The 19,453-nt window shown below is 48.1% G+C and carries 20 protein-coding genes; 11 read left to right on the forward strand and 9 right to left on the reverse strand.

Features of this window, described 5'->3' with window-relative positions:
- Window positions 1–73 precede the first annotated feature (73 nt).
- The 6 genes from asnB to D0S45_05780 all read right to left on the reverse strand — a co-directional run bounded on the left by asnB (window position 74) and on the right by D0S45_05780 (window position 7,404).
- Window positions 74–2,035 (reverse strand): asparagine synthase (glutamine-hydrolyzing), encoded by a 1,962-nt coding sequence (gene asnB / locus D0S45_05755; protein TIH18057.1) that lies wholly within the window; start codon window positions 2,033–2,035, stop codon window positions 74–76.
- Between the two features lie 111 nt (window positions 2,036–2,146).
- Window positions 2,147–3,145, reverse strand: a complete 999-nt coding sequence (locus D0S45_05760) for a KpsF/GutQ family sugar-phosphate isomerase (protein ID TIH18058.1) — start codon at window positions 3,143–3,145, stop codon at window positions 2,147–2,149.
- 7 nt (window positions 3,146–3,152) lie between these two features.
- Window positions 3,153–4,364: a type II secretion system F family protein gene (locus D0S45_05765; GenBank protein TIH18059.1), complete on the reverse strand. Its 1,212-nt coding sequence runs from the start codon at window positions 4,362–4,364 to the stop codon at window positions 3,153–3,155.
- 14 nt (window positions 4,365–4,378) lie between these two features.
- Entirely contained in the window at window positions 4,379–5,155 is a 777-nt protein-coding gene (locus D0S45_05770) for a type II secretory pathway component PulC-like protein (GenBank protein ID TIH18060.1), read from the reverse strand.
- Between the two features lie 90 nt (window positions 5,156–5,245).
- Window positions 5,246–6,157 (reverse strand): response regulator, encoded by a 912-nt coding sequence (locus D0S45_05775; GenBank protein TIH18061.1) that lies wholly within the window; start codon window positions 6,155–6,157, stop codon window positions 5,246–5,248.
- Complete coding sequence (locus D0S45_05780; GenBank protein TIH18062.1) at window positions 6,154–7,404, reverse strand: sensor histidine kinase; 1,251 nt, start codon at window positions 7,402–7,404, stop codon at window positions 6,154–6,156. The genes D0S45_05775 and D0S45_05780 overlap by 4 nt, the downstream gene beginning before the upstream one ends.
- Before the next feature lie 200 nt (window positions 7,405–7,604).
- On the opposite strand from D0S45_05780, the gene D0S45_05785 reads away from it, so the two are divergent.
- The 11 genes from D0S45_05785 to D0S45_05835 all read left to right on the forward strand — a co-directional run bounded on the left by D0S45_05785 (window position 7,605) and on the right by D0S45_05835 (window position 16,964).
- On the forward strand, window positions 7,605–8,969 hold the full coding sequence (locus D0S45_05785; protein ID TIH18063.1) for a WD40 repeat domain-containing protein: 1,365 nt from the start codon (window positions 7,605–7,607) through the stop codon (window positions 8,967–8,969).
- A gap of 33 nt (window positions 8,970–9,002) precedes the next feature.
- Complete coding sequence (gene gspG, locus D0S45_05790) at window positions 9,003–9,464, forward strand: type II secretion system protein GspG (protein TIH18064.1); 462 nt, start codon at window positions 9,003–9,005, stop codon at window positions 9,462–9,464.
- A gap of 19 nt (window positions 9,465–9,483) precedes the next feature.
- Window positions 9,484–9,912 (forward strand): prepilin-type cleavage/methylation domain-containing protein, encoded by a 429-nt coding sequence (locus D0S45_05795; GenBank protein ID TIH18065.1) that lies wholly within the window; start codon window positions 9,484–9,486, stop codon window positions 9,910–9,912.
- A gap of 2 nt (window positions 9,913–9,914) precedes the next feature.
- Entirely contained in the window at window positions 9,915–10,277 is a 363-nt protein-coding gene (locus D0S45_05800; protein ID TIH18066.1) for a type II secretion system protein, read from the forward strand.
- Window positions 10,277–10,858 carry a prepilin-type N-terminal cleavage/methylation domain-containing protein gene (locus tag D0S45_05805; GenBank protein ID TIH18067.1) on the forward strand — a complete coding sequence of 194 codons (582 nt, stop codon included), beginning with the start codon at window positions 10,277–10,279 and terminating at the stop codon, window positions 10,856–10,858. Before D0S45_05800 ends, D0S45_05805 begins: the two co-directional genes overlap by 1 nt.
- Window positions 10,845–11,792 carry a transposase gene (locus D0S45_05810; GenBank protein ID TIH18068.1) on the forward strand — a complete coding sequence of 316 codons (948 nt, stop codon included), beginning with the start codon at window positions 10,845–10,847 and terminating at the stop codon, window positions 11,790–11,792. The genes D0S45_05805 and D0S45_05810 overlap by 14 nt, the downstream gene beginning before the upstream one ends.
- A gap of 42 nt (window positions 11,793–11,834) precedes the next feature.
- On the forward strand, window positions 11,835–12,947 hold the full coding sequence (locus tag D0S45_05815; protein ID TIH18069.1) for a hypothetical protein: 1,113 nt from the start codon (window positions 11,835–11,837) through the stop codon (window positions 12,945–12,947).
- A gap of 14 nt (window positions 12,948–12,961) precedes the next feature.
- A complete protein-coding gene (locus tag D0S45_05820) occupies window positions 12,962–13,459 on the forward strand; it encodes a hypothetical protein (protein TIH18070.1) in 498 nt (165 codons plus the stop codon).
- A gap of 9 nt (window positions 13,460–13,468) precedes the next feature.
- Entirely contained in the window at window positions 13,469–14,215 is a 747-nt protein-coding gene (locus D0S45_05825) for a hypothetical protein (GenBank protein ID TIH18071.1), read from the forward strand.
- Window positions 14,216–14,297: 82 nt separating this feature from the next.
- Complete coding sequence (locus D0S45_05830; protein TIH18072.1) at window positions 14,298–14,870, forward strand: methyltransferase domain-containing protein; 573 nt, start codon at window positions 14,298–14,300, stop codon at window positions 14,868–14,870.
- Window positions 14,871–15,335: 465 nt separating this feature from the next.
- Entirely contained in the window at window positions 15,336–16,964 is a 1,629-nt protein-coding gene (locus D0S45_05835; protein ID TIH18073.1) for an FMN-binding glutamate synthase family protein, read from the forward strand.
- A gap of 112 nt (window positions 16,965–17,076) precedes the next feature.
- Here D0S45_05835 and D0S45_05840 read toward each other — a convergent pair whose 3' ends face one another.
- Genes D0S45_05840 through D0S45_05850 form a run of 3 tightly spaced genes read right to left on the reverse strand, consistent with a single transcriptional unit; the run spans window position 17,077 to window position 19,332 of the window.
- Window positions 17,077–18,171: a DegT/DnrJ/EryC1/StrS family aminotransferase gene (locus tag D0S45_05840; GenBank protein ID TIH18074.1), complete on the reverse strand. Its 1,095-nt coding sequence runs from the start codon at window positions 18,169–18,171 to the stop codon at window positions 17,077–17,079.
- Window positions 18,158–18,580, reverse strand: coding sequence for a WxcM-like domain-containing protein (locus D0S45_05845; GenBank protein TIH18075.1), 423 nt, complete (start codon window positions 18,578–18,580; stop codon window positions 18,158–18,160). The genes D0S45_05840 and D0S45_05845 overlap by 14 nt, the downstream gene beginning before the upstream one ends.
- Entirely contained in the window at window positions 18,577–19,332 is a 756-nt protein-coding gene (locus D0S45_05850; GenBank protein ID TIH18076.1) for a glycosyltransferase family 2 protein, read from the reverse strand. Before D0S45_05850 ends, D0S45_05845 begins: the two co-directional genes overlap by 4 nt.
- Window positions 19,333–19,453: the final 121 nt, after the last annotated feature.

The following is a 19,453-nucleotide window of genomic DNA, read 5'->3' on the forward strand; positions in this document are numbered from 1 at the left end:
TATGTCCTTATAAACTTTTCGGTATCCATAAACACTGTCACTTTCTTTATAAGAAGGTAATCCCCCAACCACATCAAATCTCCCAGTGCTCACACCAACTCTGGAACATCAACACACTCCATATCTTGTACTGATTGTCCTTAATTCCGGTCAGGTGTTCGTTCCAAGCGAGACGAATTTCTCCCGTATTGAAGTAGCTTTCGCGGTCCAGACGATCCGGGGCGAGAAGTTCTTCGGCCCATCCGCGTAACGGTCCGCGCAGCCAGCTGTCGATGGGCACGCCGAAGCCCATTTTGGGACGTTCAATCATTTCTTGCGGTACGTATTTATACAGAATTTCACGTAAAATATGTTTACCCTGCCCGTTGCCTATACGCAAATGCATGGGCAGACGCTGAGAGAATTCCACAATCTCATGATCAAGGAAAGGAGCGCGGGTTTCAAGGCTGATACCCATGGCTGCCCGGTCCACCTTGGTCAGAATGTCGTCCGGCATGTAGTTGGCTGCATCCATGAACTGCATCCATGCGGTCAGATTTTCCTGCGGTGGCTGGCGGTTGGTATGTTGGAAAGGCCCTTTGAATTCGTTGGCATTGCGCACAACAGCTTCAGGGTTCAGCCAGATGGAAGTCAAGTCCCGGTAATATTCCGTTGCAGAAGATGCGCCCATTACATCAGCAAGTTTGTGAATTTTCTGGCCGGGTAGCCGCATCTGTAAAGCTGACGGCAGAAAAGGACCGTACATTTTAAAGACTTTGTTCCAGCTATGCGGTGGCACGGACGAAATCCAGCCTGCCAGCATTTTGCGTAGGGGAGCGGGGATATTTTTGAGCCTGTTCCATAGCGAGCAGCCTCTGGTATGGCGGTTATAGCCCGCGAAAAGTTCATCCCCGCCATCGCCGGAAAGGGCCACGGTTACATGTTCGCGGGTCATGCGTGAGACAAGGTGGGTGGGAATTTGCGAGGAATCGGAAAAGGGCTGGTCCCAGATTTGTGGAATTTGCGGGATGACGTTCAATGCATCCTTGGGTGTGACGTAGAGTTCGGTGTGCTCGGTTCCGATATGTTTGGCTACGGCCTTGGCATCATCCGCTTCATTATACGCTTCATCGTCAAAGCCGATAGTGAATGTTTTGACCGGGGCCAGTGCGCATTGTTGCATCAGGGATACGATGAGCGAAGAATCAACTCCGCCGGATAGGAACGCGCCCAGCGGCACATCTGAGATCATTTCCCGTTCAATTACTTTGAGCAGCAGATCTTCCAGAGTTTCGACAATCGCTTCGTCCGGGGCAGTGAAGATTTTGTTCTCAGCTTCACGGGCAGAGTCCAGCAGAGACCAGTAAGGCCGGGGCTCCATAAGCTTCCCGTCTGGTCGTAAACAGGTCCATGTGCCGGGCATCAAACAGAATGTGTCTATGAAAATTGTACGCGGGGCGGGCACGTAGCAATAGCGCAGATAAGCGGCCAGCGAGTCGCGGTCCACTTCACGTTTGAAATATTTTTTGTAACCCATGAGGGCTTTTAGCTCAGAGCCGAAAAGGAAATTATCGCCCTGTTTGGAATAATAGAGAGGTTTTTCACCCATGCGGTCACGGGCAAGCAGCAGGCAGTGTTCTTTGCGGTCCCAGATGGCTATGGCGAACATGCCGCTGAATCGTTTAAGGGCTTCTTCAAAGCCCCATTGCTCAACAGCCTCGAGCATGACCTCGGTATCGGAATGGCCGCGCCAGCCCGGGAATCCTTCTATCTGTTCAAGCTCCGCACGCAGGTCGCGATAATTGTAGATTTCGCCGTTGTAGACTGTAACGTAGCGGCCTGATTTGGAATGCATGGGCTGCACGCCTTCTTCAGTCAGGTCAATGATGGCTAAGCGGCGGTGATCAAGGCCCACTCCCCACTCTGGATCTGCCCATTGCCCGGAACCGTCCGGGCCGCGCATGTTCTGGGCGTCGCCCATTTTACGGGCTATGCGTTCCAGACGAGCTGCATCTGATGAATGAGTAAGATCAATAAAGCCAGCGATTCCACACATTTTTGTATGCCTCCGGCGGCCCTGCCGGGGGCCTTAAACCCTTTTTGTAAAAAGGGTTTAAGAATCCCAAAAACTTTTATTAGGGCTACGCCGTTTTAATTTATAAACCAGTTAACTACGCACGTTGTCGGCGAATTTGAGTCTGCCCTTGCCCAATAAATCGTGCAGATGGATCATGCCTGTGAGTGTGCCTTCTTCGTTTACAACGGGCAGCACGGTGATCTCTTTGGACTCCATTATGTCGAGGGCCTGCGCTGCGGACATGTCCGGGGTAATGCGCAGGGGATTCTCTATCATGACCGCGCTGGCGGAAATCATGCTGTCAAAGCTGCCGGAACAGACCATACGGCGCACATCGCCGTCGGTGATTACACCGGTAAGCTTTTTGCCAGCGGTCAAGGCAACAAGTCCTAGTCCGCCTTTGTCGAGCACACTTAATGCTTCGGAGAGGGGGGCGTCCTGTGGTGCGGAGGGGATGTTATCCGTGTGCATTAGTTCACTGATGCACAGGGTCAGCCTGCGTCCCAGTGATCCGCCGGGATGAAATTTCTTGAAATCCTTACTGTCAAAAGCCTTATGATCCATAAGGCAGACCGCCAGAGCATCACCCATGGCAAGGGCAGCAGTGGTAGATGATGTGGGAGCCAGTCCATGGGAACAGGCCTCGCAGGGAACTTTCGTTTGCACCACAATATCCGAGAGTCGTCCCATGGTGGAATTTATTTCCGAGGTGATGGAAATGATTTTTATTTCGAAAGAGCGGATAGCTGGAAGCAAGGCATTTAATTCATCGGTTTCACCGCTGTTAGAGATGGAGATGACCACATCTTCAGAGCGAAGCATGCCGAGGTCCCCATGGGCACCTTCTACCGGATGCAGGAAAAAAGACGGGGTTCCGGTAGAGGACATAGTGGCGGCTATCTTACGGCCCACCAAGCCGGATTTACCCAGTCCGGTGATGATAACCCGGCCTTTGCAGGCTGCCAGCATTTCTACTGCTTTGGCAAAGTTGAGGTCGAGCGATTCGCGGATAGAGGCCAGTCCTTTTTCCTCAATTTTAAGGACTTCCTTGCCTCTTATTATGAAGTCGGAAAGTTGTTTTTCGGTCATTTGATACCTATTTTACGAGCGTGGTGAGGTCGAAGATCGGGCCCATGATGGCGACAACAATAAAAGCGATGAGCATACCGATGAACAGGAGCAGCATAGGTTCAGCCAAAGCGACTACGCGTTTCATAAAGTTGTCCACATCCCTTTCAAATATGGTGCCCATACGTTGCAGAAATTTTCCCAGTTCACCGGATTTTTGTCCGGCGGTGAGAGTCAGGATGTAAATATCAGGATATATTTTTTGTTCTGCAAGCACTGCACTTAAAGATCGTCCGGTGGCGACTTCGTCGCGGGCTTCGGCCATTTTCTTTTTGAAAAATGTTGAATTTACGGCATTGGCGGAGCTTTCCATGCCCTGCACAAGGGGAATCCCGGCATCAATCTGGAATCCGAGAATACCTGAAAAACGAGCCAGAGTGGTTTTTTGCACTAGTGGCAGTTTCCAGAGCAGTCCGTCTATTTTTTCTCGGAATTTAGGGACAGACTTGTAGGCACTGACGAAAGCGAAAATTATGCACAGAGGAATGAGCAGGGCCATAGGTCCGAGGCTTTCAAGAGTGTTGCCTACTGCTACAACTATTTTTGTGGAAGTTGGCAGTTCGCCTTTAGCAGCTTTAAAAATTCCGGTGATTTTGGGCAGAACTTCGGAAAGCAGAAAATAGACCGCGCCCATACCGATCATCAGGATTACAACCGGGTAGACCATGGCGGTCATGAGTCTTCCGCTTACTTCGGCGCGTTCTTCTTCATACTTGGCGATGTTTTCAAGTACGTCGCCGAGTTTACCGACAGATTCGGCAACCTGCACCATGCCTACATAAACCTGCGGGAAAATTTTGGGATATTTGGCCAGACAGGACGAGAAGCTTTCCCCGGATTGAACCGCGTCGCGGATTTCCATCCAGGTGTGGCTGGCTTTACCGCCGCTCATGCGGGCCATCATATCAAGGGACTGGGCCAGCGCGGTTCCGCTCTGGATCAGGATTCCAAGGTAGTAAAAGGATTCACCCAGCCTTATCTTGCCGCTCATGGACATGGAAGCTGCGAAAGATTGGGTGGAGCTTTTCTCTTTTTGACCTGATTTGACCTGCTCAAGGCGCAGGGGCATCAACCCTTTGCTTTGCAGGGTAGCAAAAGCCTTGGACTGGGAGGAAGCTTCCACAAAGCCCTTTTTCTTTTTCCCTTCCTTGGTGACAGCTCGATATTGATAAGTAGGCATTGTTGGTTACATTCCTACTTAAGTTCAACTATCAGCGAGAGCATCTGGCCTTTGCGCTCCACGTCAATGGATATGGCTGATGCCCCGCCAAGGGAACCGTATACCTGTAGCAGCTTGGTCGGTCCGGTGATCATTTCGCCGTTCACGCGCATAAGTACATCGCCATTTTCAAGTCCCAGTTTTTTGAGCAGGGAATTGGTCCTGATATTAGTTACCTTAAAGCCTTGGGTTTTTCCGCCTTTGCTGTTGGGCTTGAACAGGGCCTGTTTAAGGAAGGCGTTGGGATCCTCAAAGACTTCTTTAGCTTCAGCTTTGTTGACGGTAATCTTATTTGTCTTGCCGCGTACTAGTTTCAGGCTCTGAACCTGATCCCACATAGCGACTTTTTTCTGTTCTCGTCCATATTTCCAGATAACATACTGGGGCTTGATTTCTGCCAAGGTCCAGCCTTCATGCTCATCCCCTTCGCGGAGGATGACTGTTTCTTTTTTAATTCGGAAAACTGCCATGTCGGTCTCCCCGGTAAGGATGCCGACCAGCATCCAGGTGGAGGGGGTAACTTTGGCTTTCTTCTGTATCTCAGCGGGGTTGTCCAAGCCGAGAACATTTTTCTCTAGAATAAGCTTTGAGTCTTTTTCAATTTTGCTGGCTGCATCAGTGGAAAAGGACTGTCCGAGAATGGGGGCAGTTGGCTTGGGCAGCGGGATAAAGGACGACACAAGATAAGCCGTGGCCAGCCCGAAGGTGAGCGGCCACAGCCATGCCGGAAATTTGGTGGCTTTCAGCTCCATATCAATAACAATATCCTGAATGTTCTCAGCAGGGACGATCTTGCTGCAAACTTAATTTTTTATATTTCGAGGAAATTCAGACTGCGGATACTATTCCTCTATTTCAGCGTAAGAATGGTAGTTGTTTTTAATCCACTTGTCCATCCCCTTGGTGTCGTGGTAAATGTCTAACCTTAATAATCTTTTTTTGGTAGTCTTAGCGGAACTGTAATAAAAGAGTCTCACTTTTCTGGAAAGCCGGGCACTGAAAACGTTCTGGGTGCCTTTGACTTTGTGGATATTCATGCCCGGAGTACCGGAGTCCTGCACATCAAAACGGATCAGAGTTTCAATTACTTTCTTGAACAGCTTAAACTGGGTTGAATAAACTTTTTCAAGGTCGGCGATAAAGCTGGGCATGGCTTCACTTTTGGTCAGCAGGGATTCGAGTATCTCTGTAACTTTCTCAAATCCTTTTCCAGCACTGCCGGTTTTGTCGGTTCTGCTCTGTTCTTCAAGTCTGCGCTGCTCATCCTGAAGTTGTTCTACTTCTTCTTCCAGTAACTGGTGATAGCCTTTGACATCTTCCATCTCAGCCATGAGGACGTTGACCTGTTCAGCGGTCTTTTTGCTTTTCCCAAGGTAGAAATGGAGCATGCGTAGCAGATGGTCTTCGGTCACCGGCTTGGGTATGAAGTAGGTGAAAACGTCGGATTGGGCTTCGTCTGTGGCCTCGGCGTCCATCCCGGTTAGAAGGATGACCGGAATATACGGATATTCCTCGCGAATGAACGGCAGAATATCCACACCACTCAACCCTGAACCTTCAAAATGGACATCTAGCAGGATTACATCCGGTTCTTCCTCGGATTCTTTGAGAAAGGCCAGAAATGAGACCGGATCATAGAAAGATTCGTGTTTTTCAAGAATTCCCGCGTCGCGAAGGATTGAAACAGTGTATTCATGCAGACGTGGGTCATCGTCTGCCAATACGAAAAATAAAGGATCCTGTTCCGGGGTCATTGTTCGTCTCCTGCTGCTGGGATAGCCCCTGCGGGCCCAAAGGTCCCAAGGGGGATTAGTATTGTTACTTCAAGGCCCTTAGCGCCTAAAGTGTCTGTGTTCTTGGCTGAAATGTCAAAGCCCATGTTGTCGCTGAAAAATTTAACGAAAACGGTTCCCTGTCCCATGGCTTTGCCTTTACGTTTTGCAGAGGGAACTGCCCGTTTGAATAGGTCTTGCAGGCTGTCTTCAGAAACTCCGCCGCCGGTATCTGCTACTTTTAAACGCGCGTAATTGCCTTGGACATCGGCGTTTATAGACAAGCGGGGCTTGAACGTTTTGAACTCTTCGCTGCCCTGGCGTAGTAATTCTATCTGGCGCAGTTCCATGGCGGTCTGGCTGTTTCTGATCAGGTTGAGCAGGATTTCCCATGTCTTGTAGCGATCCACAAGGATTTCTTCTTCTCTACTCTTCCAGTCTTTAAAATTAAATTGCAACTCAAGCCTTGTCTGGGAGTGTGTTTGGTCGTTTTCAAGCTTATCTGTAAGGTTTACGGCCAGTTCGTCAAGACCTATTAATTGGGGTTTGAAGGAAAGTCTTTTTTCAAGATCGCGCAGATGTTCGATTATGCTTTCTTCAAAGGGAGTTACGATCTGGTTGTAAAGTTCTCTTTCTTTGACCTTGGGCAGATCATTAACAATGGTATGAATTTGGGATTTCCATGAGTTCTGGAGGACCATCAATTCATCTTTAACCATGTTGGCCTGAGTGATCATATCGTCAGTAAGTTTTTCGGTGGCGACCATGAGTTCCAGCTGTCGGCGTCGCTGGCGTTCGTCACGGATGGATTTTTCTTTATCAATCTTTTCCCGGTCAGCCGGTGATTTACGTTTGGTCATGATGAACATGAAAATAATAGCTACAACGTACAGAGTCATGAATGAACGACTCAGGAACAGTTTTGAAGAAAAATTTCCGGTCATGTACAGCAGCCGGGAAAAAATAAAGGCAAAGAAAATATTAAAAAAACCAACATAGGTCATAGTTTCCCGGCCACCCAGTCGCCATGAGAAATAAAGGCTGGAAACAACAAGGAAAATACAAAAAATATAATGACGGGAAATGCTATCAGCGGCAAGGTCGAAAAGTACGTAGGCCAGAACATAGAAGACTGCCAGGGCTGGAAGTCGCCAACTTTTACTTTTTAGGCGTGCGTCTGGCCCATGTTCTGAATTGCCGGAGAGAATATCAATAATTTTTTTTAACATAATTAATGTGCCGGAAAATGGATTGTTTTGATGTCAGCTTCTTGTGCCGTAATACCGGGCTATGGGCAAGGGGTAGTTTTGAGTTCGGGCTTGACTTTTATACGTGCTGCTTTAACACAATCTGTTGGAAAGTGCGATTGCATTGCCTACAGCCGTGCTTTAAGGTGTTTTCAAAACTTCTTCTTGATAGTGAAGGATCTATGAATATAAAGACAATCATTCTGGCCTTGATAACTCTTGTGGTTTTGATTTCCGGTTGTACAAAGCAACCATCTCCCGCAACGGACGAACCTACGCTTGTCGCTGACGAGAGTCTTGATGTTTCCGAGCTTGTGGGAAAGGCTCCGCTCAGCTTAGCAGGATTTGTCGAATATGCAGCTTCCCAGCAATATTCTCCGCTGGACAGCATTTATAATCGTCCTCCTGATGATATGGCTGGAAACTATGTTGTGCAACTCAGCAAGAGTACCGAAATCGTCAATCTGGCTGAGGATGTGACAACTTACGTGCAGGAGGGGAATTCTCTTGCTGCCGGGTTCAAAAATGGTGTGGTTCGCATGTACGGCGGTCAGGGGTGTGCTGCTGTGCAGGCCGTTTCAGAACCGGTCAATTCAGTGTCCTGGTTTCCGGGGTCACCCTATCTGGCTGTTTCATCCGCTGATAATAAGTTTGTGGAAGTCTTTAATGTCAAAGAATGTGCAAGAGTGCGTGTTCATGATGTTAATAGCACTGTTGATATGTTTACCATTTCGCCGAGAGGCAGTTGGCTGGCACTGGTGGATGAAGCTCGCAGGCTCTGGGTCGGCCCTGCTGCCGGGAAACTTAACAAGATCGACCGTTTCTCTTATCAACCGCTTTCTTTGACTTTTTCCCATGAGGAGGGAATCCTCATGGGAGTGGATACCACCGGGAAAATGGTCATGTGGAGTCCGCTTAAGTTGACCCGTATCTTTGATCAGAAAATTGAAGGAGGGCCTTTTAAATCTGTAAAGGCTTACGGGCCCCATCTTAATATTGTTACTGAAAAGGGCAAGCGCTTCCAGTGGGATGTCAGCCAGCGCACCAAGTCCCCTTTTTATGAGCAGGAAGATGGTTTTTTTCTTAAAAATGGAGTTCTTTTTTACCGCTCCCCGCGTAAAACTTTTTCAAAAAAAGTTCAGTTCAAGCCTGTTTCTTTTGTTGTGGACCGCTCTCCTTCGGGAAAAGCTTACCGGGTTAAGGATATTGACGGTTCATTCAGATATTATTCTTCCACCAGCGGGGCTCCCCTAAAGGGGGAGCATGATTTTGCCGACTGGAAGAAAGTGAAGGTTGGGCGGGATTATGGTTTTTCAGAACGTGGCAGGGAATTTACTCTTGCCGTTCCCATTGCCCAGAGAGAATTTCAGAGGTTGTATTGCAGGTATATACCAAGTAAAGGGTATTACCTTTGGTGGGAAAAAGTTGCTCGCCCGGATGATTATTTCAAATCACGAGGTATGCTTCCCCGACGTGGGGGAATCGCTGCCGATTCACCTCTTGAATGGGAGCCGCTGGAAAGCAAGCGGACGGATATCAGGGATTGAATCCAGATTGGTTAAGAATAAGTAGAGGAAATTATGCAGAAAAAAAGAATTTGTATTGCTGATCTTAAAAAGAACCAGCGTGGTTTCAGTCTTATCGAATTGATGATTGTTATTGTTATTCTCGGCCTGTTGGCTTCCATGTTGGTCCCTAAAATTATGGACCGTCCTAATGAAGCCAGAGTAACCAAGGCCAAGATGGATATGAAGGCCCTGGATTCAGCTTTGAAGTTGTACAAATTGGATACCGGACGTTATCCCACCACCGAGCAGGGACTTCAGGCTCTGATTACCAAGCCCGAAAGCCGTCCTGTCCCCCGCAATTACCGCAAAGGTGGATATCTTGATTCCGTGACAGCTCCTGTTGACCCTTGGGGTTATGACTACATATACAGAAGTCCCGGCGAAGAGGGGCGTCCTTATGAGTTGATTTCTCTTGGTGCTGACGGCATGGAAGGCGGAGAAGATTATGACGCCGACATCAAGAGCTGGGAATAGTCGGGCTTAATAAAATATTATGAATACACATGCTGCCCGTCGTTTTTCAGGCGGACTGACTTTCATAGAACTTTTGATTGTTCTGTTTATTGTGGGCATGGGCTGGTTTACGCTCATGCCCAATCTTGATCTTGCCGGAGACAGGGGGGATGATAGTCTCAGTACCGTCAATGCCCTTATTTATGAGGCAAGGACGGAAGCAGTGGAAACCGATTCCCGGCAGTATGTGTATATTGATTTTGAAAATGGATTGCTGAAATGGAATGAAGAGGAAGTCCCTCTCCCTTCAGAAGTCTCCAGCGGACATTTTAATGAATATCCTATTGATGATAGTGGGGTAGAGTTTACTATTTACCCTGAAGGATTCAGTGACGAAGTGCGGTTGGTTTTTTCAGATGGTTTGACTGTTGTTCTGGACCCTTTGGCGGTTCGGTTCGGGGAGATATAGCTGTGGCTCGGAATAACGGTTTCTCCCTGATAGAGATCATTGTGGCCCTGACCATTGCCGCTACGCTATCCATCAGTTTTCTTGGTGTGCAGAGGCAGAGTGCGCTCATGGCCCAGTCGTCAAAAGATTCATGGAATGTACTGAATTTGTCGCAAGACATTTTGGCTCACAAATATCCTGACAAATTGAATGTGCTTTCTTCAGGGTGGGCTTCATGGCCCGGACCTCCTGAAGGAAGTTTCAGAGTGGGACTGGAGACAGTTTCCTCTTCAGGTAAAGGGTTCTATACTTTGGAAACCCGTAGCGATGACTACACCCTTGAGTGGAAGATTTACCGGGTTTCACACAAGAAAAAGCAGTTTTAATGAAATTTTTTCAACGCAGCCACACCCTTCCTGAATTTCAGGGAGGCTTTTCACTTATTGAAGTGCTTATCGGATTGGTCCTTTCCGGGCTGCTGATGAGTATGGTTGCTATGGTCTTGGGTCAGTCGATCACCAACAACGAAGTGGTCCGCTCCAGTGCCGGGCTTTCTTCGCGTATGTTTACCCTGCGCCGCATTCTGCATCGGGATTTGCAAAATACTATCCCCGGAAGACCCGTCGGTGTTGAGAGTGACGGATTCAGCCTTGAATCCAGCCATAATATTTTGTTGGAAGGTGCGGGACCTATTATTGTGAATTGGGATTTTTCTTCAAATATGGTCCGCAGATATGAGAAGTCACCTGATTTGGACTTTGAGAATTCCTTTCTTTTTATGCGCGGGCTTGAATCATGGGGAATTGAATTCCTAGATGCTGATAAAAATATCTGGATTTCTCGTTCGCAGCAGAGTGCCCGGGCTATGAGTGGTAAGTCTACGGTAAAAGCTTTCCGGCTTAAATTAAGGTTTGAGGACGGCAAGGACGTGATGCTTGTCGAAAGGATTCCTTATGCAACGGAATAGTGTCGACAATAAATCAAGAGGGGTGGTGCTGGTCATTGTGTTGGTGCTGTTTATGGCTTTGTCCGGTCTGACCTTGATGACCATTGAGATCAGTTCCCGTGGGGCTGTGGAGGCCAGCCGCGTTCGCAGTGAATATGAAGCGGGGTTTATGGCTGAAGAAGCACTTTATATGGTTTATGACCTGCTCAAGGATGACAAGACTCCTTTTTCGGATGCCCCGAATGAAAAATGGGCTGATGAATTTACTGACGACGGTCTTGAAATTGAAATTGTGCCCTGCAATGCCAAGATAAATATCAATACTCTGATAAAAGGCAGGGACAGAAAAAGGATTTTTCAAATACTTTCCAGTGTTCTTCCTCAAGGGCTGGATGTGAGAACTATGGCAGGCAGTCTTGGAATTTGGAGCGGAATCAGTGTAAATCCCAAGCTGCAAAAAATGGATATTTTTTTCTATGCCTCGCAATATCCATCTTATATGCCGCGTGGCAATCAGTTGAGAACACCTGAGGAAATCTTTTTGATTCGCGGCTGGGATGAGTTAGATCGCGCATGGGTAGATGAGACCTTTACCGTATGGGGGGCTGGCAAGCTCAATATAAATTTTGTCTCTCGTGAGATTCTGCTGGCTTATTTTCCGGAATTGGGGAAGAGGGTTGACAGGATCATGCATTGGCGGAGAACAAGAGGGTTTACCGATATCAGTCAGGTACTTTCGTTTGCCGGGATAGCGTCTGACTCCAATTTGTATAAAAGTATGTCTAATGAAATGAGCGTTAAGTCAGATTTTTTTGAAGCCAGAGTTTCCGCTACGGTTGGTGATTGCACTGTGGTCAAAAGGTATATAATTTCCCGGCAGAGTTCTTTTGATGTAGGCGAACCTAAGCTGATATATCAGAATGATATTTCCGTAACCTTCTCGGATGATCAGTAAATAGACAAACACACTGCTAGCAGGTATAGGACTAAGCCATAGATGGCCTTTAAAAAGACAGTATATATTCTTTCATTCAAGGGAAATGAGCACCAGTGGATGATGTTTGACGGCAAAAGCCTTACCGAATCGGAAGGGCCTGCTGAAAAGAACAGACATCCCGTGGTTGCGCTTTTGCCTGATCCACTTTTCTTTTTCTTCAAGCCCCGTGGGGCTATCAAGTCCCGTCACGCCAAATCCGCGACCATGATGCAGATGAACTATTCCTTTCCTGTGCAGGAAGATGAGTTCAAGGTCTTGCGTCCGTCCGGAGATGCTGTACTCGGCTACATCGGTCATGATTTGTTGGATCGTTTTCTGGAGCGGCACCGCGATGTCCTTGCAAAAGCAACGGTCCTGACCTCCGCTTTTACCGTATGTTGGAGAGCGGCGGTTGCAGAAGGTTTATCTGTCTGGAGCTGGAAAGGACAGGGCATGCGAATTCTGGCTTGCGGGGAAGAACTGACTTATTTTCGCGGTGGCGATGAAGAATTCAAGAGTAGGTTTGAGCGACTCGGGTTGGACGGAGAGCCGGAGCTGATGGATCTGGATAAGGCCTGCGAGGTTTTTGCTAGAAAGAAAATTCGTTGGGCCAGACTTAATCTGGTAAACGGCACCCGGTCCGGTTCTGACAAGTCCGTAACAATTGACTACAAGCCTTACGCGGTTGCAGCTGTGCTAGTTTCGTTGATAGGTCTACTCTTTGTTGCCGGGCAGTATAACCGCTGGCAGCAGAGCCAGCAGCAGGCTGAAGAGTGGCGTGGTAAGTTGAAGGAAGTTTACGTAAGTGCCCTTGGTCCCAATCATGGATCTGATCCCTATGGGAAAATTTTGTATAAGCTGGATCAGCTGAAGAGCGGCGGTGACGGCGGCGGGGTAGATGTACTCGGTCTGTTAGCTGTGCTCAGTAACAGTGCCCCGGTGGGTATTGAGATTGAAGGTTTTTCCCTTGGTGCGGATTCCGGTAATATCCGGGGCAAAGTCAGCAGTTACGAAGAACTTGATGCCATGATGGAAAAGCTGGCTGCAAACAGTCAGTTTAATTTTGTTCTCGAACAGGCCACCAACATTGAAGGCGGTATCAGTATCAGCCTGCGTGCTGAATATAACCGCTAATCTCAGGTAATATAATGGATCTGGAAAGATTTTACATATGGCAGGATTGGCCTGCTGAGAAACAGAAGCTTTTTTTTACTGCTCTGGTTGCAGGCTGGGCACTGATCATTTTCATGATCTGGTCCGGTTTTAGCGATTCCCAGTCCAAGGCTGAACGGATTACACTTTCCAGTAAGCAGAAATATGCTAAGGTTGTTCCGCTGGTAGAGCAGCTCAAGGCCGGGGAATCTTCCCGTGGCGCGCTTGTTGACCGTGAACCAATGACCGCAGCCCAGCAGGTGATCCGTGATCTTGGATTGGACAGCAGGTTGACTTCACTGCGTCCGTTGCAGGCCGGGGCTAATTCGGGCCAAGGCGTGCAAGTGCTGCTTGAATCCTTGAATTTACCGGAACTGGTGGCCCTGTTGCGTGATTTCAATGTTCGCGGAGCCTTGAAGGTTACAAATTTCAATATCAATCACAGGCTGGACTCCCCTGAGTTGGCTGATGTGCAGATCATTCTTTTCAGGTAAGGCGGCCCGATGAAATTCATTCCAAATATTTCCTTTAAATTTTCTTTTAAGAAGGCGATCGGGAGCTTTTTTCTTTTTTTGGCAGGGCTGATTCTCGGTGCTTTTTTATTCATGCCTTGGGAAATTGCCTGGTCGCAGGCCTTCAAACTGGCTGATTCTAAAATTTCCAAAGCCACTATTCAGTGGGGAGATTTTATCAGTGCCGGACCTTTGTCATTTGAAGTCACCAATGTTTATGTGACCACCCAAAAAGGGTTGACCGTTACAGTGCCTCAACTGGGCGTATCACTCGGACTCTCCCCGCTTGTTGAGGTTCGGGTTAAGACCGGCCCGACTTTGACTGCACGGTTGTTCCAGACCAAATCCCTGACCCTTGGTGGGGGCGTAGACCTTGCCAAGCTGGTCCAGATGGACGGATTGGGTGGCAAGGTGCGCATAACTTCCGATGTGGGCTTTCCTTCATGGGGTGCTCCGCCGCGCACAGGCAGTCTTGTGGTCCGTTCCAACGAGGTCGAAATCCCCGGCGGGCTAATTGCCGAGGATGTCAATGTGAACGCTGTGCTGGCCGGGAAACAGTTTCAATTAAACTCTTTTAGTTGTGGTCAGCCTATTCCGGTAACCGCCAAGGGTAGTGCAACTCTGGATTGGAAGCGGTTGCCGAATTCCTCCTACACTATCAGCGGAACCACTACTTTCGGAACCACTGAGCGTCAGTTTTCCAAGTCCGGCAAGCTCAACAAGTATCTTAAATTCTAGTTTTAGCGCGTGATTTTAAGGACGTGTTCGGTTATCTTTAGTTCAGGATTAACCGTAATCTTTTTGTGCGGGTGAATAACAGATGATTTCCAATAATATTCTTTCTTTTGCCAAGTCAGTGCTTTGCGAAGTGCTTGAGCCGGGCTGCGTAGCCATTGATGCTACTGTGGGCAACGGTTATGATACTGTTTTTCTCTCAGAAAAAGCCGGGGCTGGCGGCCATGTTTTTGGATTTGATATTCAGGAAGATGCGGTCAAGCAGACCGAGCAGCGGCTGAATGAGGAATGTCTTCCCGAAAATTGGACTATCTTTCATTCCGGGCATGAAAACATGCTCGAACTTATTCCCGCAGAATTCCATGGGCGTGTGAATGGGGTTATGTTTAATCTCGGCTTCCTGCCGGGCAGCGACAAGACTGTTATAACAAAGTTTGATACGACATTAGCAGCTATTAAGGCTTCCCTTGAATTACTAGCCAAGGGCGGAATACTTTGCATCGCCATCTATGCCGGGCATCCCGGAGGAGATGAAGAGGATGTCGCCGTGCGCGAATACTGCACAGGGCTTGATTACCACACCTACCGGGTTATCCAGAGTGAAATGGTCAATAAACCCGGGTATCCCATTCGTATGCTATTTGTGACTAAGCTTTAGTTTTCTGACTGATTCCATCAGCTGTGTCTAAAACTGCTGAACGCCTCCGGCGTTTAGCAGTTTTTTTATTTCATTTTTGTAATTATAGCATTCTTTGTGTGTGCAAGCGGGCAATCATTAACCCTCATTCTTCTTGTTCTGAATGTGGTGAAGTGGGGTATTATGATTCAATGTCATAAGCAGAAGAAATTTAAATAAGATCTTTAGTGTTATAATTTGCTGTTTTGAAATATATTTTTACAAATAATTTGTTTTGTTCACTCTTATTGTCTTATATGGTTTAGTGTGTGTAACTCATTGAAATAAAACTGTTAATTGTGAAGTGCGTTAGTTGTGGGTGCTTTTTTATACATGGTCTGTACGTATAATTTTACAATTTTGGAAAAAGCAAATCCGGTTTTTCTTGAAACTAAATCATAATTCGACTAAATGTTGCTAAAAACAATAAGAAATGAGGTATTAGTAATGGGAAATTGGTCAAAGTCTAATGATGTTTTAGGTGCTGTTAACAGAGGTAACGCAATAGAATCCGGACTATGTACTCTGTGCAGGGCCGACTGTCAGGGTAAGTGTGAGACATGGTTGTCATCTGTTAGGGGCAGAGAGATGCTCTACCCACGTGATTTTGGCCTGGTTACCGCGGGAAGCGGCAATACCACTCATGTGGGGGTTTCCTATAACTCAATGCGTATTCAGGGAAATAGCTACGGAGCATCTGGTATTTCGGGAGCCAACGGAGATTGTCTTTTCACAGATGTAAATCTTGAAACCTCATTTGGTGCTGAGGAAAAAACAAAATGTCGGGTACCCTTCATGACCGGGGCACTCGGATCGACTTTTATCGCAGCCAAATACTGGGATTCTTTCTCCGTTGGTTGCGCCCTTGTGGGAGCCCCTATTGTTGTTGGGGAGAATGTTGTTGGTGTTGACCGTAAATCCGAGATTAACAACGGACGGATAAGCAGCGCGCCCGAGCTTGACCGCAGGATTGATACATACATGCGCTATTATGACGGATACGGCGCAATTATTGTTCAGCTTAATGTTGAGGATACCCGTAACGGCGTGGCGGAATACGTGGCCGAAAAATACGGTGATAAAGTCATCATTGAATTGAAGTGGGGACAGGGTGCAAAAAATATTGGTGGCGAAATTGAAGTCACCAGCCTTGATTACGCCCTTTTTCTTAAGGAACGCGGTTATCTTGTTGACCCTGATCCTGAAAAAAGTGAAGTGCAGGAAGGGTTTAAGCGTGGGGCTATCCATAGTTTTGCCCGCCATAGCCGACTCGGCTATACCGACCTCAGCTCCTATGAGCAGGTCCGTGATGATTTTATGAGCTCTGTTGCTTATTTGCGCGGATTGGGCTTTAAACGTATTTCCCTCAAAACCGGCTCTTACGGCATGGAAGCTTTGGCTATGGCCATCAAGTTTGCCAGTGAAGCCAAGCTTGACCTGCTGACCATTGACGGTTCCGGTGGCGGAACCGGAATGTCCCCTTGGAATATGATGGAATCATGGGGCGTTCCTTCTATTCTGCTGCATGCCAAGGCTTATGAATATGCTTCCCGTCTTGCCGCCAGAGGCGAAAAAGTGGTTGATCTTTCGTTTGCGGGCGGTTTTGCTAAGGGTAGCAATATCTTTAAGGCTCTCGCCATCGGCGCGCCTTACACCAAGATGATCTGCATGGGCAGGGCTATGATGGTTCCTGGATTTTTGGGTGCCAACATTGAGGGCGTGCTGCATCCTGAACGTCGTGAAGCTGTCTGTGGTAACTGGGACAAACTGCCGGCGTCCATCAAGAAGTATGGCTCCACGGCTGAAGAAATTTTTGCCTGCTATGCCGATGTAGAAGCCAAGGTAGGCAAGGCAGAAATGAAGAACATCCCTCTGGGCGCGGTAGGAATATGGTGTCTGGTGGATAAGCTCGGTGCCGGACTTCAGCAGCTTTTGGCCGGAGTGCGTAAATTTGAACTTGAGTCAATTTCTCGTGATGATATTGCTTCCGGTAACCGGGAAACCGAGCGGGAAACCGGCATCAAATTTATCACCGAGATCATGGATGAAACCGCTAAGAAGATTCTTGATATGTAAAATTTTCGAGAATTCTCAGACTTTTTCCATAAGAATGGAAGTTGTTAAATACGAATAAAAAAAACGGGCCTGAAATTTCAGGCCCGTTTTTTTATTTAAGTTCGTTTAGTTATTAAAAGAATTCTTTTACAACTTCCACAACCCGATGGGCGTCTCCCTCGGTCAGGTGCGGACCCATGGGCAGGGAAAGCACTTCGTTGTGAATCGCTTCACTGATGGGCAGCGAGAGTCCTGCCATATCCTTGTACGCGCCCTGCTTGTGCGGGGGGATGGGATAATGGATGGAAGCCTCAATTTTGTTATCGGCAAGATGCTTGATCAAGCCGTCGCGGTCCTTGCTGCGCACAACGAAAAGATGCCAGACAGACTGCACGTCTTCGGAAATAGTCGGAAGAACCAGCGGCGTGTCCTTGAGTCCTTCAAGATAGATTCCGGCAACGGTCTTGCGGGTCCAGTTCCAGTTATCCAGTTTGTCCAGCTTTACGCGTAGGAATGCGGCCTGCATTTCATCAAGCCTGCTGTTGAATCCTTTGCATTCGTGGACATACTTTTCAGTTGAACCGTAGTTGGCGAGTTTACGCACTCGTTCGGCGATCTTGTCGTCCATGGTGGTTACCGCGCCGCCGTCACCGAAGGCTCCGAGATTTTTGCCGGGGTAGAAGCTGAAGGCAGCAGCATGACCGAGTGTACCGGACATGCCCCCTTTGTAAACCGCGCCGTGAGCTTGAGCCGCATCAGTGACTACGAACAGGTCATGCTTTTGCGCAAATTCCATGATCGGGTCCATGTCCGCGGGCTGGCCGTAAAGATGGACCGGGATGATGGCCTTGGTAGCCGGGGTAAGTGCAGCTTCAAGCTTGGCCGGGTCCATGTTGTAGGTGGCTTCTACCGGTTCCACCGGGACGATGTTCGCTCCGGTGCGGGTTACCGCCAGCCAGGTGGCAATAAAGGTGTTGGAAGGCACAAGAACATCATCACCGGGACCTACTTCGGCGGCACGCAGGACCAGCTCAATGGCTTCCAGTCCGTTGCCGCAGCCGATGCAATGTTTTGCTCCGGTGTAGAGGCCGAATTCGTGTTCAAAGGCTTTTACTTCATCGCCGAGAATGAACCAGCCAGATTCGAGAACCCGTTTAGCTGCTGCATCCATTTTCGGAGCCAGTGCCTGGTAAGTCCAGCCGACATCGAGAAATTTAATCTGCTTCATTTTCTTTTACCGCCTTCATGAAATCATCATAGCTGTAGTAATAATCGCTCGGATCGTAATATTCCGAGGCCAGCACCAGACATACGGAACCGGAGGAGAAGTTTTCGAGCTCACGCCAGGTCATGGTCGGAATATACAGTCCGTAATAAGACCTGTTCAGTGAGAACTTGGTCTTGGTTTTGCCGTCGTCCAGAACGACATCAAAGCTTCCTGAAGCAGCGATAATATACTGCCTGAGCTGCTTGTGGGCGTGTCCTCCACGGGTTTCTCCACCGGGAACGTCATATAGATAGTACACCCTTTTGATATCAAAAGGAATATGGCGACTGTTTTCTATAAAAGTGAGGTTGCCCCTGTTGTCCAGAATCTTGGGCAGCTCAATAATTTGCGGTATGTCTTCTTTGATCATTTTCTGTCCTTCATTTCCAGTTCGACCAGTCGGATATATTTCTGAAAGGTATAGAAAAAACCGTGCAGGGCGACGATGAATCCGGCCCGTCCGTCAAGGAACCCTGCTTTGAGTATATACTGTTTGAAAAATTTGCCAAATCCATGGCCCAGTGCCGATGCTAGGGAACTTCTCCTGCCCCGTGAATAAAGGTCTTCGGCAGCATCCTGAGTGTAGCTGTTAATCTTATCCAAATGCTGGAAAAAGTTTTCGTAGGGGTAATGGATGATGTCCCCGGCAACTTCTCCGGCCTTGTTTTTTGGGCGCAGTTCTTCGTGAGGCCTGATGCCGCCGATGGTGATGCCGTCCCGTTTGTAGATGCGGAAAAGTTTGTCCGGGTACCAGCCGCTGTGCATGATAAAGCGGTCCAGATACCATGAACGACGCGGGCAGTAGTATCCATCTACATCAGCCGGGCTTTGCAGTTTTGCAATGATGGATTCGCGCAGTTCCGGGGAGATAATTTCGTCCTGATCAATTGTCACCACCCACGGGGTGGTTATCTGGGTCAGCGCAAACCTGTGCTGTTCAATGGCTCCATTCCAGTCATTGTGCACTACTCGAGCATTGTGCTTGCCTGCGATTTCAAGGGTTGCGTCCGTAGAGCCGGAGTCGATGATCAGTATCTCGTCGCAGAAAGATAGGCTTTGCAGACATTCATCGAGTAGTCTTGCGCCATTATATGTAAGTACCAGTCCGGTGATTTGGGTCATTTGCGCCTTTTATTTTCAGAGAATAAAAAAATGCATCAGGTCAACCTACGGATTGTAGGCAGACCCACGGCGCGCGTCAAGATTTGATGCACTCTTGCGCTTTTAAGATTGAAAGGTTTTG

This window comes from Marinifilum sp. JC120, from assembly GCA_004923195.1.
Lineage (GTDB): Bacteria > Desulfobacterota > Desulfovibrionia > Desulfovibrionales > Desulfovibrionaceae > Maridesulfovibrio.

Excerpts from the sequence above, each read along its gene's own strand:
- asnB (TIH18057.1), bottom strand. The coding sequence starts at position 2,035 with ATGTGTGGAATCGCTGGCTTTATTGATCTTACTCATTCATCAGATGCA.
- D0S45_05760 (TIH18058.1), bottom strand. The coding sequence starts at position 3,145 with ATGACCGAAAAACAACTTTCCGACTTCATAATAAGAGGCAAGGAAGTC.
- D0S45_05765 (TIH18059.1), bottom strand. The coding sequence starts at position 4,364 with ATGCCTACTTATCAATATCGAGCTGTCACCAAGGAAGGGAAAAAGAAA.
- D0S45_05770 (TIH18060.1), bottom strand. The coding sequence starts at position 5,155 with ATGGAGCTGAAAGCCACCAAATTTCCGGCATGGCTGTGGCCGCTCACC.
- D0S45_05775 (TIH18061.1), bottom strand. The coding sequence starts at position 6,157 with ATGACCCCGGAACAGGATCCTTTATTTTTCGTATTGGCAGACGATGAC.
- D0S45_05780 (TIH18062.1), bottom strand. The coding sequence starts at position 7,404 with ATGTTAAAAAAAATTATTGATATTCTCTCCGGCAATTCAGAACATGGG.
- D0S45_05785 (TIH18063.1), top strand. The coding sequence starts at position 7,605 with ATGAATATAAAGACAATCATTCTGGCCTTGATAACTCTTGTGGTTTTG.
- gspG (TIH18064.1), top strand. The coding sequence starts at position 9,003 with ATGCAGAAAAAAAGAATTTGTATTGCTGATCTTAAAAAGAACCAGCGT.
- D0S45_05795 (TIH18065.1), top strand. The coding sequence starts at position 9,484 with ATGAATACACATGCTGCCCGTCGTTTTTCAGGCGGACTGACTTTCATA.
- D0S45_05805 (TIH18067.1), top strand. The coding sequence starts at position 10,277 with ATGAAATTTTTTCAACGCAGCCACACCCTTCCTGAATTTCAGGGAGGC.
- D0S45_05810 (TIH18068.1), top strand. The coding sequence starts at position 10,845 with ATGCAACGGAATAGTGTCGACAATAAATCAAGAGGGGTGGTGCTGGTC.
- D0S45_05815 (TIH18069.1), top strand. The coding sequence starts at position 11,835 with ATGGCCTTTAAAAAGACAGTATATATTCTTTCATTCAAGGGAAATGAG.
- D0S45_05820 (TIH18070.1), top strand. The coding sequence starts at position 12,962 with ATGGATCTGGAAAGATTTTACATATGGCAGGATTGGCCTGCTGAGAAA.
- D0S45_05825 (TIH18071.1), top strand. The coding sequence starts at position 13,469 with ATGAAATTCATTCCAAATATTTCCTTTAAATTTTCTTTTAAGAAGGCG.
- D0S45_05830 (TIH18072.1), top strand. The coding sequence starts at position 14,298 with ATGATTTCCAATAATATTCTTTCTTTTGCCAAGTCAGTGCTTTGCGAA.
- D0S45_05835 (TIH18073.1), top strand. The coding sequence starts at position 15,336 with ATGGGAAATTGGTCAAAGTCTAATGATGTTTTAGGTGCTGTTAACAGA.
- D0S45_05840 (TIH18074.1), bottom strand. The coding sequence starts at position 18,171 with ATGAAGCAGATTAAATTTCTCGATGTCGGCTGGACTTACCAGGCACTG.
- D0S45_05845 (TIH18075.1), bottom strand. The coding sequence starts at position 18,580 with ATGATCAAAGAAGACATACCGCAAATTATTGAGCTGCCCAAGATTCTG.
- D0S45_05850 (TIH18076.1), bottom strand. The coding sequence starts at position 19,332 with ATGACCCAAATCACCGGACTGGTACTTACATATAATGGCGCAAGACTA.